The 17832-nt window shown below is 42.9% G+C and carries 11 protein-coding genes; 2 read left to right on the top strand and 9 right to left on the bottom strand.

The features are described from left to right. Positions 1-564: 564 nt before the first annotated feature. Positions 565-1227: a nitroreductase family protein gene (locus PMI05_RS22225; RefSeq protein ID WP_007726611.1), complete on the bottom strand. Its 663-nt coding sequence runs from the start codon at positions 1225-1227 to the stop codon at positions 565-567. Positions 1228-1422: 195 nt separating this feature from the next. Between PMI05_RS22225 and PMI05_RS22220 the strand changes: the two genes are divergently transcribed. Next, complete coding sequence (locus PMI05_RS22220) at positions 1423-2013, top strand: TetR/AcrR family transcriptional regulator (protein ID WP_007726609.1); 591 nt, start codon at positions 1423-1425, stop codon at positions 2011-2013. A 768-nt stretch (positions 2014-2781) separates the two neighbouring features. Here PMI05_RS22220 and PMI05_RS22215 read toward each other — a convergent pair. From PMI05_RS22215 to PMI05_RS22200, 4 genes are all read right to left on the bottom strand, one after another. Then, positions 2782-3150: a hypothetical protein gene (locus PMI05_RS22215; RefSeq protein WP_007726607.1), complete on the bottom strand. Its 369-nt coding sequence runs from the start codon at positions 3148-3150 to the stop codon at positions 2782-2784. A gap of 14 nt (positions 3151-3164) precedes the next feature. Next, positions 3165-8777 carry a polymorphic toxin-type HINT domain-containing protein gene (locus PMI05_RS22210; RefSeq protein WP_007726606.1) on the bottom strand — a complete coding sequence of 1871 codons (5613 nt, stop codon included), beginning with the start codon at positions 8775-8777 and terminating at the stop codon, positions 3165-3167. 1039 nt (positions 8778-9816) lie between these two features. Continuing rightward, positions 9817-10377, bottom strand: a complete 561-nt coding sequence (locus PMI05_RS22205) for a DUF1273 domain-containing protein (RefSeq protein WP_007726603.1) — start codon at positions 10375-10377, stop codon at positions 9817-9819. A gap of 614 nt (positions 10378-10991) precedes the next feature. Then, positions 10992-11867: an MBL fold metallo-hydrolase gene (locus tag PMI05_RS22200; RefSeq protein WP_007726601.1), complete on the bottom strand. Its 876-nt coding sequence runs from the start codon at positions 11865-11867 to the stop codon at positions 10992-10994. Between the two features lie 950 nt (positions 11868-12817). On the opposite strand from PMI05_RS22200, the gene PMI05_RS22195 reads away from it, so the two are divergent. Continuing rightward, positions 12818-13267, top strand: coding sequence for a DinB family protein (locus PMI05_RS22195; RefSeq protein WP_007726598.1), 450 nt, complete (start codon positions 12818-12820; stop codon positions 13265-13267). Positions 13268-13394: 127 nt separating this feature from the next. Here the strand turns inward: PMI05_RS22195 and PMI05_RS22190 are convergent, their stop codons facing one another. The 4 genes from PMI05_RS22190 to PMI05_RS22175 all read right to left on the bottom strand — a co-directional run bounded on the left by PMI05_RS22190 (position 13395) and on the right by PMI05_RS22175 (position 17831). Then, on the bottom strand, positions 13395-13847 hold the full coding sequence (locus PMI05_RS22190; protein WP_007726596.1) for a nucleoside deaminase: 453 nt from the start codon (positions 13845-13847) through the stop codon (positions 13395-13397). A gap of 27 nt (positions 13848-13874) precedes the next feature. Then, a complete protein-coding gene (gene arcC, locus PMI05_RS22185; protein ID WP_007726593.1) occupies positions 13875-14825 on the bottom strand; it encodes a carbamate kinase in 951 nt (316 codons plus the stop codon). A gap of 18 nt (positions 14826-14843) precedes the next feature. After that, positions 14844-16325 (bottom strand): cytosine permease, encoded by a 1482-nt coding sequence (locus tag PMI05_RS22180; protein WP_039961196.1) that lies wholly within the window; start codon positions 16323-16325, stop codon positions 14844-14846. Positions 16326-16406: 81 nt separating this feature from the next. Next, positions 16407-17831, bottom strand: coding sequence for a DUF1116 domain-containing protein (locus PMI05_RS22175; RefSeq protein ID WP_007726589.1), 1425 nt, complete (start codon positions 17829-17831; stop codon positions 16407-16409). Position 17832: the final 1 nt, after the last annotated feature.

Raw genomic sequence — 17832 nt, 5'->3', positions numbered from 1 at the left:
CATATCTCAATCTGGATTGTCGGCCTGTTAATTGACCGTATGCTGCGCCCACTTGTATTAATCAGCCTGATGGGTTTTGCGCTTGCGTCCATTGCCCTATGGGTGGGCGGCACATCGGCACCAATAGTCTATACGGTGGTGGTGTTATAGGGCCTGACCTTCGGCGGTGCCGCTACGCTGCTGCAAACCGCGCAAGCCAATGCAAGTGGTGAAGAAGACGTTGATATAGCAATGCCGATTAATACCACTGTATGGAATTTGGCCATCGCTGGTGGAGGCATTGTAGGTGGTGCCTTGCTTGAGCCTTGTTGGATTACAATCGTTTCCAGGAGTGCTGTTGATTCTGCTGATTGTTGCTTTGATTATCGCGTGGAGTGCGAAGAGATACGGCTTCCCCCAGTAACAATAAAAACGGGGATCCCAATAAACTTTATTATCTTTGAACACCAGGCTATCAGTCTGGATCATCCAAAAACTTAAAGGAATAAAAAACGCCAACCGGTATGGTTGGCGGCTTAGCGTATATTTTCGTTTAAATGCTGGCGGTCCCCCTTTTACAGTTTGTTATTCCTTAGACATTTCGTTAAAGAAAGCTACATCATCGACTGCCAGCCTCACCGTCGGATGACCGGGCTTCGCCGCCTTGCCGATGGCGATCAGCATAATCGAAGTGTAGCGTTCTGATATGCGGAAAGTTTCCATGAACTTTTGTTTGTCGTAGCCGCCAATCGGTACCGTGTCGTATCCTTTAGCGCGGGCGACAAGCATGAGTTGCATCGATACTAGCCCGCCGTCGGTATAAGCGATTTGGCGGATGGCCTCGGGCGGCATGCTCGAATACATGCCGGTATAGTGTTCAACCATCGATTTTGCCGTATCCGCAGGCATGAAACCCGCCTCGACAGCTTGACCGTAAATCTTCTCGGCCATCCGGATGTTCTCCAGGTCTCCAAGAACGGCGACGACAGCCGAAGCTTCGACCACTTGCTGTTGATTGAATGCGATCGGAAGCAGCTTCTGTTTCAACTCCGGCGTGTCGATAACGAGAAACCGCCACGGCTGCAGGTTAGCAGCTGAAGGAGCCAGCGTGGCTTGCCGCAGTATTTCGACCAATTCCTCCCGCGAAATTTTGACCTCGGGATTATAACTACGAACCGACCGGCGTTCTTGAATAACATCGAAAAAAGGTTGGTGCTCCATCGTTTGCGATGGTTGTGAAATTGACATGGTTCTCTCCTCCTTTTGGTTTGGAAAAGCTGCATGCAGTATTTCGTTCAAATACAACACTGGTTGTTTGAACAACACTTGTTGTATTTGTAGGTTATAATAACAACTGATTGATGCACAATCATCAATAACCGTAAACCGTTGTATAGACAACACCATCTCTATAATGTCGTTTTTATGGGGGAGATCCTAACCATGACAATGAAAAAGAATGAAGCTGATCCTCGTGTGGTACGTACACGACGACTCCTTCAAGACGCTTTTGATTCACTAATTCAAGAGAAAGATTTTGAATCGATAACCGTTAGGGATATTGCAGAGCGGGCTACTGTTAACAGAACGACTTTTTATGCGCACTTTGTAGATAAGTTCGAAATTCTTGAGGCCAAACTAATGGAATCATTTATGACAATCATAAATCGTAGAATAAGCGGTCATGAAGTATTAAATGAAGAAACAATTCAGAGTATTTTTCTGGGTGTATGCGATTTTCACAAGGGTCTAAGCACTATGTGCAAAAGAAGGTATGAATCGCTTGGACCTGTATTCGAAATTCAAATAAAGGAAAAAATTCAAACGATACTTCTTTCCTTTATAGACAAAGACAAGATGCTATCGAGTCCAAACGCGCAATTCTTAATAAATACAGCTTCTATCATGTTAAGTTGGGGGATGTATGGGGCGGCTTACGTTTGGAACAATGAGGGGCGTCTAATTAGTGCGGAATCATTCGTTAAACAGACGATGCCCTTAGTGATGAACGGAGCCAAAGAACTGCTGGGATAGGTCCTGTCGCTATTGCTCTATCCTGCCCGTTCAGATGAAACCATTATCTTGAGTCACCGGTTGTTGTGTAACACAATGAATCATCCCGCAATCCTTGTGTGCTGTACGACGGCCTGGCCCCAATACCATGGATCCTTAGAAATAATAACAACTAGTCCGAAAAGTTACCTTTTCGGATTAGTTGTGAAATAGGTGTTGATAATCCCCAAGATCGCTTGAAATAGAGCTTCACTTACAAAGAAACACCCTTCAGCCCTCACCGGAAATTTTATAACGAATTTCCGTCTATAATTAGAGGGCAAGGTGGCTAGCCTTCACGTTGCCTTACCTGTATATGTCAACTGGCACTTTACCAGTTTGTTATTGACACAGTAATCATCGTTGCAATAGTCAAGTTATGTTACGGATAAAATGCAATTCTTTGTATAACCGCCCTTACTATAGTTGTCGCACTATCCATCTTAAAAGTTGCGAATGAATTTGAAAAAACCGTAAGAAAACGAAGGTAACAAAAAACAGGTCAATCATGGTAGCATCTAACCATAATCGACCTGTTTGTTGTATCGGCATAGCGTTATTTAGGGTATAAATTCAAGCATTGATGTACGTACTAACGAAATGACGAAATCTTTTTATGGGTATTACATGGGTTATATGTGTTATTGGTTGAATGATGAGTACATTCGGCACTGGCCCCCTCTGCCTCGGAATAAAGCAAAACGGTTATCCATTATGGATAACCGTCAATATCTTATGAGTCTGTACTGACTAGATTCTACCTAATGCTCTATCAGCTTCTATTTGAAGTTGTATCGTTTTAGTTCCCATGTATTTCTGTGCAGTCCCTAGAATCGTTCTGTCATTTCCGAGTATTTCCAACACCGTAATTGAAAAAATGTTCTTTAAGTGAGCATCTTCGTCATTAGATACTTCTTCAAAATATTTAAAAATACTTTCTAACAAATTGATGTTCCTTTCCTCACTTAATAGTTTAATTATTTCAGGCATGAAGATGTCCTCAATTATGACAGTTTCTAGCACCTCACCGTAATCTGCGATTGATTTTCTATACGCGTCATCAGCTGACGGTAAGAAATCTAACATTACTTTCAAGAATTCTTCCGATTTTTTATTCATAACCACCAACTCCTCTATTTAAACAGTCTTATTGCATCCTCTAAATCATCCGTTAAAGCATCAAGTATATCTAAGTCATTAAGACCAAGTTTCCCGGATTTCCCTAGATCATTTAACTGCTTTACCCGGTCCTTTGCTTTTTGTAGATGCGTTGAAGAACCTTCGTAAAACTCCTTTGTTAGTATATAAGCAGTTCCGCCATCCCCTTCTTTTGCACCTGGTCTATAAAGTTCATTTACTATTTTTCTTAAATCTTCATTTTGAACAGCAGATAACAATTTTTCTCTAGTAGAACCAGTAAATTCGGGCATTTTGTCTAAAAGTCTAGTAACTCTATTAATAGCACAATTATGCACCCATATACCAAGATTAGATACAAAGTAAGAATGAAAATCCGCTACTTCAAAATTATAAACTGTAGCTTCGCGCTTCTCATTCTCAATCTTATCTATTGCGAGTGTATTACCGTCGCTTGAAACAAGCAAATCATTAACTTTAAGATCTTTTACAAGCGTCCATCCTTTACCATTCAACCAAATTGGATGTTCAGCAGTAGCTTCAATGATCTCGTCGCCGATATAAATTTTATAAATTTCATCAGCTTGTTTTTGGAACAGCCCTACAACTTCTTTATAAGCTACCTCACCAGTCTCTTCATCTTTTGAAAGAACCTTATCCCCTACCTCGATTTCCTCAATAGGTTTCTCCCCTTCGTCTGTTAGAACCTTTGTTCCAGCAGTAAAACAATTACAATCATAGACATCATTTATTTCGTCAATTAATTCCTTAATTGTTTTACTTAATTTGACAGTGAGAGTAGACCCGATACGCATGACACGCACGGCCGCCCCCCCTGCAAGCGAAAAGATGATTGCATCGCCTTCCAGCATAAACTCAATTCTTGCCCCCGAGAAGTCTCGGTGTTCGTCTTTAATAGAATTGCTAACCAATCTCTTCGTTATTTTTCCCCTTTCAGTAATAGGCTCATAGTATGTTCCGTTATTTTTTGCATCCATTTCTTGCGCGGCAACTAATCCGCTCCATCTGTTGGTAACTACCTCATACATAATTACGGACATCAGTAAATCTTTATCGTAAGAGCCTGTTTGTTCGCCATGATACATTTTCATGTTTTTAAGCGTTCTTTGCATCGTTTTAATGTATTCGGTAGATACTTCCTGGTTGTATGTCTTAACTAGTTCATCAATATTAAGAGGTTCTGTATCTTTGGAATTGTAGAATCTAAACCATGAATCAATTGTATATCTTTCTTCAACGTCTTTTGCTCGAATTTTTACAATGTAAGTTCCATTTTTTAAGATTGGCTGGGTAGTCGGCATATTGATGGAACCATCCCACGTAAAGGTATGCTTCACATTCTTCGCCAAAAACCTTCTCGTTTCTAGGTAAACTACATGAGTTGGATTATCTTTAGGTGCTACGGTAATAACCGTTTCCTGATGATCTTCGTAGTATTTCCATGAAATCGCTCCGACAATGTTTAAGGCTGGATCTATAGCCATATACCCCGTATCCCGTACTACTTTATGAAACTTTGTATGGTAGATGGGAGTTGGAGCAGTCTGTAACGAGCGTAGAGCCGCTCTTTTCTCTTTCCTTGGATTTTGCTTCCATACTTTCGCATAAAATACGCCTATGTCGCCTGGAATAAATAACACGTCTTCCTGATTCGCATAAAACGTCTGGAGCTCATTTCCGTCTTTATCTTCTAACGTTAGAATGTTGTTGTCGACATATAAATTCATATCGGCAATCTCATCCAGCGTAAGCTTGAAATAATCAACATCGTATGGTGAAGACAAACGGTCGGAATAAATCCCATCCCATTCCGCTACGGTAGCTGTTTCGCGAGAATTGTCGAAATCTGACTCTACTGTCAATCTGGTCAATAAATTTGCATTTGCCTTTGCGGTAATCTTTACATAATACGTCGTATTCGGCGCAAGCTTTGCTTCCACCATGGAGAATAGCGAACCGAAAGGGCCATCATGATCATCATTTTGCACAATCACATTCTGCATGGCAGAATCGCTGTACAAGGTAAGAGCCGTGTCTACCTCTCCACCACTCTCTTGATACGGAGATGTAAACAAGCGATGCAATCCCTCTTTTTCTGTGGTGAACTGATAGATGACCTCTTTTGTATTCTTCGTCACATCGACAAAAGTGTTGACCGCTACATTCTCAATGATCGGGACTGGATCTGAAGTTACGACAAAATGCTCATAGGCTCCATAATAAGTAATGGGATTATCATTGATGACTGTCGCGGTAAAGGTATGACCAGCCTTAATTGTTTCACTCTTTGACGTGCTTTTTTTATCACTGTCTGTGATCTTACCGTCTGGACTCTTGACTTCAAGACGATAGGGATCATAACGTGTAGCAGTTGTTTTGATTTTCGAACTTTTTTTACTCTGATTAAGAATGCTTACACTTTCATTCTTTAAAAGGGTTCGTTTTAACAAGGCGGGTTGCAAACTTTCACTTCTTGCTATCGTGCTTTCAAATCCGCTGAACGTCACTGGAGAAGCCGAAGTAACCGTTACAACTACCTTTCCACCTGCGGGAATTTCAAGTAAATCTTTAGAGAAATCACGTTCTAGACTATGACTGGTTCCATCCACTTCGTACATGGCATAATCAAATTTATTCCCAGACTCATATGTAACATCTGTCTTTATTTCTCGTGTTACATCACTTTTGTTTACAAAGACATAAGATTGACCTTGTTGTACTTGTTGGTTAAATGTTAAAGAAACCGCTGACTCTTCTTTTAAAATGTCATAGTAACCTGCGAACGTAACCGGCAGGTCAGTGGTCACTGTTGCTGTCAGCTTACCCCCTGGTGGTACGGATACTTGGAGCTGAGAAGTGTCGTTGGCCTCCATACTAATAGAACCGTCACTCTTCATCACTTGATAAGTAAATCGATTTTTGTTGTAGGTTGCATCTGTTAGAACTTGTACGGTATCTTGACTTGAATTCCGAATCCCAATTGTTTCATTTTTAACCGCTGTTCGTTTGAAAAGAGCAGGGGTAGGACTCACTCTTCCTTCCAATCCATCTTTAAAACCTTCGAATGTCACAGGTTTTAAAGATATGACGGTGACCACTACTCTACTGCCCGGAGGCATTGAAATTTGTCTTCCATTATCACTTGCAGACTGACGTGTTGGAGCTCCTTGATAGTACAAGGTATAATCGTATTTCTTATCCTGAGAGGAATAAGCATCTGTATCTATATACTGGTATTTGTTCGTACTCGTGTTTGTGAATACATAAGACTCGCCTTGGTTCAGCTGTAGTTTAAAGCGTATCGAACTAGAACCATCTTCTTTAAAGAGGTCATAATATCCATAAAAGGTAACGCTCTGATCGGAGGGAATGGTAACCGTCAGCTTTCCACCTGCTGGTATCTCCAAGCTTGTCGCAGTTGCATCGTTTTGCTGTTTGACGACAGAACCAGTATTAGAGGCAATCTGATAACTGTATTTATTCCTACTTGACGCATTCGTTTCAATCTTCAATTCTTTCGTGCTTGTGTTTAAAAAGCTTACCGTCTCACCATTAAACACTTGGCGCTTAAATAGTGCAGGATTTGCGCTGGGGCTTCTTTTTACACCTTTCTCAAATCCTTGGAAGGTCACAGGTATGGAAGACGTGACCGTAACGACCATTTTTCCACCGACTGGAATATACTTCGATCTCAAAGTTGTATCCAGGGCATACGAATTGCCAGTGCCGTCGCTATTATAAACGGTGTATTCAAATCGATTTCCTTTTGAAGAAGAAGCATCTGTTTCAATCTCTTGAATCTTTCCACTAACATTCGTAAAGATATAAGATTCGCCTTGTTTGACTTCTTGTTTGAATAGAAGATCTTCTACCTGTTCTTCTTTAAAATGATCAAAATATCCGTGAAATGTTACCGGATTATCTTTGGTTACTGTTGCAGTCAACGTCGCACCAGCTGGAACAGGTATGCTTCTCAAGGAGGAATTGTCCTGTTGACTCACGATAGACCCATCACGACTTGTAACTTGGTAAGTAAATACTTTATTTGGGCCAGCATCTGTTAGAGCTTTAAGGTCGAATGAGCTTGTATTTCTCACACTGACTGTTTCATTTTTGGTAACCGTTCTTTCCCAAAGAGCAGGATCAACACTTGGGGTTCCGACAAAGATAGGGTCATATACTTGGAACGTGATTGGCGTGCTAGACTTAACCGTTACGACTATCTCTCCACCTGCGGAGACAGCATTCGATCTTGCATATGAATTAGCAGCCTGGGAATGTACTGTGCCATCGCTTTTGTAAATAGCAAAATCAAATCTCGTATCTGTCGAATACGCAGCATCGGTATCTAACCTTAATGTCTTTTCACTATTATTGACAAAACGATAGGACTCGCCTTGATTCAGTTTGTGACTGATGACAGTTCCATCGGAGGTGTCCTCTTCTTTGAAGATGTCATAATAACCACCAAATGTTACAGGATCATCAGATGTCGAAGTGGCTACAAACTTTCCACCTGCTGGAACGGAATAGGAAACTGTCGACGTATCGACAGCCTGTTTATAGACCGAACCATCACTGTTGAATATATGGTAACTGAATTTCTTTTTCGTACCACCAGTGTATTGAATGGACTCACTTTGTGAGCTTGTATTTACTGCAATAAACGTTTCATCTTTACTCAACGTTTTTTTAAATAAAGCGGGTTCTGATGCAGAATAATAGGTTGTCTTTTCTACATCTCCCGTAAAAGTTACAGGAAATCCAGTAACCGTAACAACAAGCCTTCCATCTAGCGGGATCGACCTTGAAGTAGCAATGGAGTCTAGGTCATGAGCGACGCCCTCTCCCTCTGCATTGTACGCAGCATAGTCATACGTCCTACCATCACTTCTCGAAGTGTCGGCCTTCAACGAAGAACTTGATTTAGGATTACTATTTTCAAAAACATAAGTCTCACCTTCGGAAATGGTTAGCTCGAATGTTTCCCCCGCAACTCGGCTCATCAGCTTGGGGATTTCCGCTTCTATTTCGTCGGTTTGTGATTCATCGGTTAATGCATCTACAGCTGGCTCTTCTGAAGAAGCATCTACCACTTCAACATTCACTTTCGTCACTTTGTCTTTGTAAGTAGCAGTGAGCGTGGTTTTGCCCGGAGCTTGAGCAATGACCTTGCCTTCTTCGATACGAATCAATTCTTTTTTCTCGATTTCCCACGTGACAGATTGGGTTACATCTTCAACAACCTTATCTGCCCACATTGCCTTAACAAGTAAAGCAACAGACTCATCTACTCCCATTTGAATTTCATCTGGAAGGATCGATAACTCTACTATTTCGTTTTCTGGTTCGAATTCTATCTCGTTTTCTTGCTTTCCCTCATCTATGGATAACTTACTATCAATAGATCCTTCGCCTTCTATTTCTGTTGTACTCGTTACACCTTCTGAAGATGTATTTTCATTTGTTTGCACTGTGTTCATTTGATTATCTAGATTCGTAGATGCATATGAAAGGGGTACTACCATATTCAATAACACACTCAGCACTAGAAGCACGGACAAATATCTTTTCATGTTAATGTTCACTTTGCTCTCCTCATTGGTTAGGTTTCTACTAGTTTGACATTCGAGAACAGCGCTAAAGAAAATGGAGTATTGTTCAATATACATTCAGTAGAAAGAGTCACTATCTCAGTAAAATACTTCGAAATTTAATAAACCCAAACTAAAAAATGATAGCTATACGATCAATATTCAAATTCACCTACTCGAATATGTAACTTCGCTGTAATGTACCCTCTTACCAAATCAATTCATTAGGCCTTTTGTTACAATTGAATCTACTGTCTACCCGACTTGAGCAGCACTGACTAATGACTAGAAGCACAGAAATCACTATTGTTGTTAATCAAATACGATCCTCTTCACAATTACTACCTCACTTTCCATATTTTATTATGAGTAAACATGATATCATTACTTACTAATATACAAAATGGTAATAATGTCATATTTTCCATATTGTAAAATTAGGAATTTAGTCTATTACTTTATAAAAACAATATTCTCCATAACCTAATTTCAAATAGTCTTTGAGCGTGTAATATGAACACATGGGGCAGTATTTGAGCAAAGTGATTTGAGAAGAAACGACTTGCATTATGTAATTGATCTAGCAAAAATAAGTAGGAATTCCAAGAGGTTGACAGTGGATAATTTGGCTTTCTTGTCAGAAATTTTATTATGCCAAAGTGAAGTAGATCAGCTCCTGAAGGTCGAATGCTTCCGCAGTCGATGCGTAGTATGTTGCAAGATTTGGGCAAGGAATTCAATGCAGGATGATGTGCCTGTTAAAATGAAAGAGGCAGCAGGGCAACTCCCGGAGTATTAGGTAAAGCGGCAGATGAATTACCAGGAGCCGTCCCCTCCAAAAGATGTTATCTAAACTAGTCTGGAATAACAAAAGGGACCCCGACAGGTCCCCTTTTGTTGATATGTTGTGACATAAATATGATTGTTGGCCCCAGACAATGGACAATTAAAGCAATAGACCGATATTGGATAAACAGGAGAGACTGTCCAAGAATAAAAACCAGCTTTTCATAGCTAGCTTCTTTGTTTAGAACTAGTCATTGTATAATTCTTGCTGCTGTTCCTCTGCAATGGTCTGTAAGTCATACGCGTTAATTCGAAATAACTGATAATCGCCCATATCCGATTTTTTGGCGGCGAGCTTACTTAGAAATTTCGGTGAGCCTTCGTTTTCTTCATCGTAAACTAGCAAGATACCGTCTGAATTGGATAGCAAGAATTTGTCTTTCTCTCCAAGCTGCCAAACTCCTTGGTAAGGTGTTTGATAGACACTATTGATATAGTCGGCTTGCGTCACAATATTTCGGTAGTAATCCTGGGTCTCTTCTTTCCACTTTTCCTCTTGATTCAAAAACGGAGTAATTACCGCCAGTTTTAGATGTGGATACTCCTTTTTCAATTCCAGAACAGTTTCGGCTGCCCACATTTCTACCCCGAGTTGACCTGATATAATGACCCATTCCAATTCTTCCTCAAGGAATCTTACGAGTTCCCGCTTCAGTGCTTTCTTAATAATGGCTAACCCCGGATTCTTTTCATTGAAAATGCCAAGCTCGTGAGCCTTGTATCCTGAAACAAATAAACGTTTTAACATGTTGCCACCTCTAGTTTAAAAGAAGCTCTAGCAGAAATTAGATTTCTTTTCACTCGCTGTCTCTTCATTAGTGTTACGTCTCATATTTTTCTTATATTATCACAAATTTGAATGTCTCAGGATAAATCGGATGATTCGTTTCTTCTGCTATGGGATGGACTTTTTTAATAAATGTTTTGTAGAAAACGGAAGAAAAATCGGCTGAAGTAAGTATCAAAGCCCTGTGTTTGCTCCTTTTTTACAAACCAATTTGCAGCAACTTGGAATATGAAAACCAGCTACAAATTTGAGCATGAAAAAAACCCATAATTCAATAAGATTTACGGGTCACGAACGAAATCAAATGGCCTAACTAATTGTGTATGGCTTAACCAGCCGTGGGTTATAGGAAACACATCTGCAATTCCGTATCTATTATCAGTTTGTACAATATTGCAAATAATATACCTTACTATCAATTTACCCCTACGCTAGCATAAATGGAATTTTTATTTTGGATTAGCTTTACCCCCTTAGTTTCGAATACCGTCAGGTCCATTGCACGTATTCGGCCATGCAAAAAACCGCAGCTTCACGGTGTCGATCTTCGCCGTGAAGTTGCGGTTGTGGGGGTTTTAGTAGGTATCGGATCCTTGATAGGCAGCCCCGACCATGAACCATTCGAGAGCTTCTGAAAATTCACGAGGAAGCTCTGACACCTGTAGGAAGGTACACATCTCGCTTACGATCCGTTCTCTGTTTTGCCCGTATTGCTCTGTGAGCAGAGCGAGCTGCTCCCAATCACTGAGCTCTTTTTGAAAGGCAGCTCGATCCAATGGCCGGCCGTGCGATTCCACGAAAAGGATTGCTTCAGACTGGTATGCTTGCTTCAACACGCGCAGAAAACGGGAAGCTGTATAACTGCGCGGTCCGCCATAGACAGAGGGACCCAAGGCATCTCCCAGGAACAGCGTTTGATCCTCTTTTACGTACACATAGCACGAATCTTCCGAATGATCTCCTCCGACACGGTTCACCTGACATGTCACGCCTCCAAGGTCGATCGTGATCGATTCATCGAATAGGATATCCGGCTCGACTATTCGGATCAAGTCCCGGTTCATTCCGTACTCTTTTCTGATGTTCGCCATCGTGCTGGCATTGATGACCTTCTCCTTACAGAGCTGTTCCATGACTTCATCCGACCATTCCAGCCCCATCAGTTTGCTCAATGAATGTGCGGTTTTTGCCTGCGCGATGGTAGGTAGATCCCATGCTGACATTCCGAATGTATGATCCCAGTGCCAATGAGTCAGTATCAGCAGATCTGGAAGACGAACGCCTAGCCTTTGCAACTCCTGGCGAAACAACGCGGCATGCGCCGGTGAATTTCCAGCATCAATCAAGAGGGTTTTTCTTGCTCCCGTAATGGCTGCTAGGATGGGGCGATCCGTGTCATGACTTGCATGCATAATCAAGATATGCTCGGTAATCTGTTCGATCGTGGACATTTCCTTCTCCCCTCCCCAAATACGCCAATGTAATTTTCTCTCTCAGAATGACTCAGTAATATTTTCCATGTTATCACACAACACCTCCCCCTCGCACAAACAAAAAACGCCCGTGTTACCAGGCGTTTTTGTAGGTATTTATAGCTCATAATAACTATGATGAAAACTTTCCTTTTCGGAATAGATAGGCACTGTTGAAGTAAAGAAGGGACCCGTTTAGTCATATTATCTGCATACTTGGTGTGGAATGTGGTACAAGTACAGCCCTGAAGAGCCGCACTTTTCATAAGTTTTTCTTTCTGTTATTTGGGCCTATCAAGAAAGCTGCCTGCAAGTAGATAATTCTACAAACGGGGCAGCCCTAGGTATCAATTATTTACTTCTGTTTAATTGCTCGATTGAGTTCCAGCCTACAGGAGCGAGTCGCCCTTTTGAAAACCAGATGCATCCATTCCTAATCCAACTATCTCTCCACTTTTTGTAAACCGACTCTTTATCAGGTACATCATCGTCATCATAACCATAGTGAATTCCACAACACGGGCATATTTCGTCTGAAGGTATTCCCCTTTCATTGTATGGGGGCTCCAAAAGTTCATTATAATTGCAAACAAAGCACCAGTTCATATGAAACATCAGCTCCCTGATTGCCTACTCAATTTCATTCTACCTACTCGTTGACCTTACCTGTCAGGGCATTGATATCGTTACCATCAATTGAATAGGCAAGGACCGGTTTGGCCAACCTCTCTCCATTAATGAATGGGTAGATGTATAACAGTTCAGTGGGTTTCGCCAGCAGGGCCTTGGCTATAAGAAAAACGACTTTATATGTCCGAAAACACGAAAAATTTATACTAGATAATAATGCTGTAGACTGAAATAATAAAGAGGTAGACTGACGGCATTGCTCAACTAACGGGCAGAAGAACTGGGAGGGGTGATTCAAATTGAAAACGATCCAAAAGATGTATGAGCATTTAGATTGGGCTAACCAACGTATTTTTAAAACACTGCAAAGTATTGAAGATGAAAATCAGGAGATATGGCGTTTATTTTCCCATACCCTTCATGCTGAAAAAATATGGATAACTAGATTGCGTGGAATGGACAGTTCACAACTTCCCATATGGTCGGAGAGCGATTTAGAGAGCTGTGCAGAACTTATTAAACAAAATGAAGAGAGCTTCACAGCTTTTTTTACGAATTTGGCAAATACTGACCTAGATAAAATAATATCCTACACGAATAGTAAAGGAAGAGAGTTTACGTATTCTGTACGGGATATTTTAACTCATGTAGCATTGCATGGTCAGTATCATCGAGGACAGATTAACTCACGACTTCGAGCAGTTGGTATTGAACCAGTTAATGTTGACTTTATTACATTTGTGAGATAAATGATTTGGGGTAGCCTTGTTCAACTATCGAGAACATCGCCAGGGCACATATGATAAAAGGGCCTTTATAAGGCCCTTTTTTCGTGCTCTGAACATCCGTGTTTCTTGTCTGCTATTCAGTTACCTACTACTCTTTGTTCATCTGATGAAAGTGCGTAAACAACTGATCGCAGTCCTCACGCTTCTCGACCTTGATCATGTTCAAAACACTCTGATCCTTACCGGAAAAATAGTCGCGAAGATGCTTATCCGAAAAACCGTTCTCATGCGCATCTTCCGCAGTCGAGCAGTAATGAACGACCTTGATGCCGGACCAGATGATAGCGCCCACGCACATCGGGCAAGGCTCGCAAGTCGCGTAAATTTCGCAGCCTGTCAGATCCATCGTGCCCAGCGTCTTGCACGCTTCGCGAATGGCTACCATCTCTGCGTGCTGGGACGGGTCCATATCTGCCATCATGCGATTGCTGCATACGGCGATGATTTCGTCCCCTTTCACGACAGCCGCTCCAAAAGGTCCGCCGAGCTTGTTGTTCATGCCTTCCATCGTTTTTTCCACTGCCAGCTTCATGTAATCCATTGCCTTGCATCCTCCCTCAAGAGGCCTTTATTTTACGATGTGTGTCCCTGCTTTGTTCGTAATCGCATCCTTTAAGCTCTCCGGGTTCGTAATGATCACGCTTGACCCATTTTTCTCCAAAAAGCTCAGGCTTGCCTCAATTTTTGGCAGCATGCTGCCTTTTGCGAAGTGCTCTTCACGAACGTATTGCTTCGTTTCCTCTACCGTGATGCGCTCCAGTGCCTTTTGATTCGGCTTGCCGAAGTTAATGCATACCTGCGGAACACCTGTCGTAATGATCAGTGTCTGTGCATCGATTTGCTCTGCCAGCAAGCTGGTGGCAAAATCTTTGTCGATGACAGCATCAATCCCATCGTACGTATTTTCGCCCGTTTTCACAACCGGAATACCACCGCCGCCAACAGCGACTACCACATATCCCGCTTCGATCAATGATTTGATTGCGTCTTTTTCCACGATGTCGATTGGCTTAGGGGAAGGAACCACTCTTCTGTAGCCGCGACCGGAATCCTCGATAAATACCCAGTCCGGATGCTCTTTGCGCATCTCTTCCGCCTGCTCCAGCGCGAAGAAAGAGCCGACTGGCTTCGTTGGATTTTCGAAATTCGGATCATCCTTGCTGACTTCTACCTGTGTGATGACGCTCGCCACTTTTTTGTTGATTCCTCTTTTGGCAAATTCGTTGGTGAGTGCCTGCTGGATTTGGTAGCCGATTCCGCCCTGCGTATCCGCCACGCAATTGACCAGCGGGATCGTAGGCATCCCGGACACTTCATTGGCGATTTCACATCTTTGCAAAGCAAATCCAACCTGCGGTCCATTGCCATGAGTAACGACAACGTTGTAACCTTCTTGCACCATATCTGCTATATTTGTCGCGGTTTCACATACGGCTTCATACTGGTCTTGAATCGTGTTGCGACCATTATCCTTCACTAATGAGTTGCCGCCGATAGCAACAATAACGAGTTTTTCCACTGGGCACTTCTCCCTTTGTTAAGATACTTTTGCAGCTGTTTCACTCTGCGTGATCGTGCTTGGTTTGTTCCATTTATAGCACAGCGCATATAAAACGCCGGATATGATCAACCCGCTAAGGAATGCTGACTTGCTGATGTTTGCCAATAGTGGCACATTTGGCAAGAATGAGCCGGATAGCGTAATCAAGAAGCTGACGATCAATACGCCGCATGCCACCATATTAAAGCCGTTTTTGTATTCTCCGTTTTCACCTGGTTTTACGTAGATGCCAGCTAAATCCAGCTTTCTTTTTCTTTCAATGAAGAAGCTAACCAGCATGATCCCTGTGATAGGACCGTACATGGAGCCGATAAAGCTATAGAACATATACAGTGCTGCTGTGCCGTTTACCAGCTTCCAAGGTAAAATGAGGGTGCCCAAAACGGCTGTCCAGACCGCCGCTGATTTTACCGTAAACATTTTCGGAAGAAGCGCTGTCATTTGCAGTCCAGATGGAAGCAAATTTCCAAACACAACATAGCTCGTCGAACCTATATTCAGTGCCAGCAACAAGATAATGACGGCAACAGGATTCCCAATTTGATTAATGGCAACGACTACATTAAAGTCTGTGATGCCAAACGCGATTTGCGTTCCAACCAACAATCCTACACACGTAATTCCAAACAGGATGTAGGAGGCAATCATTCCAAGCGGCAGACCAATCATCGGAGCTTTCGGGTGTTTTGCCCGTTGCGTAAGGTCTGCAATATTTACAATCGGGCCACCCCAGTTCGATACCAAGGCACTTACACATGCGATAAATACAAGCCAATTCTCCATCGGTTTGGCAGGAGTATAGGCAAAAATCGGACCAAATCCGCCAGCAACGGTGATCGCCCAAATCGCTGCACCTACGATGAAAATATAGATGATCGGTGAAGACCATTTACTAAACAGACTGAGAATTTTCATTCCACCTAAAAACAATCCAACTGTAATCACCCATAAGATCACATAAGAAAGCATCGTCGGGAAATCTAATCCGAGAAAATCAAAGCCTGGAACCATATTCATATAGCCAGGGAAGATTTTCTCAAAAATGACATTAAAGGATTGTGCGCCAATAATTGTTTTTGTCCCAAAAAACACAACCCCAGCGATAAGCCCACGACATATAGCAGGAATGATCGAGCCTTTTACTCCAAAGGAGCTGCGCAACAGCATCGAATAGCCAATCCCGTATTTCTGTCCCGCATAGCCATTCAACACATAGCCCGCCGAGACAATCAAGGCAGCAATCATGACTGCCCACAAGACTTGCGGAACGGATAATCCGAGGACAAAGAATCCGGCTACCGTCATGTATGACATGAGATTATGCACAGCGCCCATCCACACAGTCACGTAGTTAAAGGTACCCCAATCTCGATTTTCGGAAGTCTTTGGCAAAATATCGTCCGCGTATCCATAGGACTTGAATTCTTCATATGATTCTTTTACGTTTGCCTGCCCCATGTTCATTCACCTTCCTCATTCAACCCAGCTTTCGCAACCTTCATTTGCTGCGAAAGCTGAGTCACCTAGGATGAAAAGCTATTAGCTAATCGTTTCCGTCACTGCGAGCAATGCCTTTTCAAAAGCTTCCATCGGCGGATACGTAATACCCGCACCGATCATGCCGATACCTGCGTCTTTATGCGCAATGGCTGTGTTGATAATCGGTAGGATGCCTGTTTGGATCACCTGACGAATATCGATTCCTGTTGCGACACCTTGGAAGTCCAGGAGTGGAATCGTGACGTTTGGATTTTCTGCTGTCGTAATTTCCTTCATCGTGGTGGAGAATCCGATCGCTTCTTCAACCGTTCCACCTACGAGTGCAACAATCGCTGGAGCTGCCGCCATCGCGAAGCCACCGATCCCATATGTTTCGGTGATCGCACTGTCTCCGATATCCAAACCGGAATCCTCTGGCTTGTAGCCTGCAAACATCGGTCCGATTACCTTTTGCGCTGGTCCTGTGAACCAGGTGTTGCCAGCCATACCGCTTACACGGATACCGAACTCAACGCCATTACGCGCCATCGTGGTGACAATTGTGCTGTTCTCGATTCCGTGCGCTGCGTCAAGTGCGCATTTGCACAGAGCCATCCATGTCGGGCCAGAGAAGTAATCGCTGCTTGCGACGAAGTCGAATACTTCGCGCTTCTGTTCTTTTGTGAAATCTGTCTCCAAAATGTACGGTGTCAGTGCTTGAATCAACAGGCTCGTTCCTGCGTTGTTGCGGTTGTGGCATTCATCACCCATGTGCAGCGCTTGCGCCAGCATGAGACGAAGATCGATTTCGCCAGCAATTTTCATCGCATCACGCAGCATTGGTCCCAATACATCTCGCATCCAGTTCAGACGGGCGATGACGCTTTCATCGTTGGCACCCATGCGCAAAATTTTAGCCATTTGCTCACTGAGGTTGGTGTAAGCGACGTTTCCGTACGTCTTGTTTTTCACCACATGCATGAACATCGAAGCGGATGTCACACCTGCCATGGAGCCTACGCAGTTGTGTTCGTGGCATGGAGAGAACGTGATTGCGCCGGAAGCAGCTACCTGTTCAGCTTCCTCGATGTCTTTTGCCAAGCCCTCGAATACGATTGCTCCAGTTACAGCACCTTTCATTGAGCCGCACATTTTGTCCCAAGTGATCGGCGGACCAGCGTGCAGAATCGTGGTTTTGGTCATACCTGGTACCACATTGATCGCTTGGTCGAAGCCGACGAGCATCGGCTGGGAGTTGATGATGCGCTCTACCGCCAGCTTGTTTGCCGCAGCTATTTTCTCAGCGACAGCAGCGTTTTCCAGTCTGTCGAGAGCGTTGATCAGCTCAGGCTTGCCACCGCCTGGAGGCTTCCAATCCAAATGAGATGCATTGGCATTTTGCTTGATGATATCGTCTTTGAAAAACTCGATCCCTACGTTGATCGCATGAATTTTCCCATTAAACAACTCGTTGATTTTGCTCATG

Origin of the sequence: Brevibacillus sp. BC25 (assembly GCF_000282075.1) — a bacterium.
GTDB lineage: Bacteria > Bacillota > Bacilli > Brevibacillales > Brevibacillaceae > Brevibacillus.
Note: the sequence above shows the minus strand (reverse complement) of the source record. Positions and strands in the feature narration are given on the sequence as shown.

Excerpts from the sequence above, each read along its gene's own strand:
- PMI05_RS22225 (WP_007726611.1), bottom strand. The coding sequence starts at position 1,227 with ATGTCAATTTCACAACCATCGCAAACGATGGAGCACCAACCTTTTTTC.
- PMI05_RS22220 (WP_007726609.1), top strand. The coding sequence starts at position 1,423 with ATGACAATGAAAAAGAATGAAGCTGATCCTCGTGTGGTACGTACACGA.
- PMI05_RS22215 (WP_007726607.1), bottom strand. The coding sequence starts at position 3,150 with ATGAATAAAAAATCGGAAGAATTCTTGAAAGTAATGTTAGATTTCTTA.
- PMI05_RS22205 (WP_007726603.1), bottom strand. The coding sequence starts at position 10,377 with ATGTTAAAACGTTTATTTGTTTCAGGATACAAGGCTCACGAGCTTGGC.
- PMI05_RS22200 (WP_007726601.1), bottom strand. The coding sequence starts at position 11,867 with ATGTCCACGATCGAACAGATTACCGAGCATATCTTGATTATGCATGCA.
- PMI05_RS22190 (WP_007726596.1), bottom strand. The coding sequence starts at position 13,847 with ATGGATTACATGAAGCTGGCAGTGGAAAAAACGATGGAAGGCATGAAC.
- PMI05_RS22180 (WP_039961196.1), bottom strand. The coding sequence starts at position 16,325 with ATGGGGCAGGCAAACGTAAAAGAATCATATGAAGAATTCAAGTCCTAT.
- PMI05_RS22175 (WP_007726589.1), bottom strand. The coding sequence starts at position 17,831 with ATGAGCAAAATCAACGAGTTGTTTAATGGGAAAATTCATGCGATCAAC.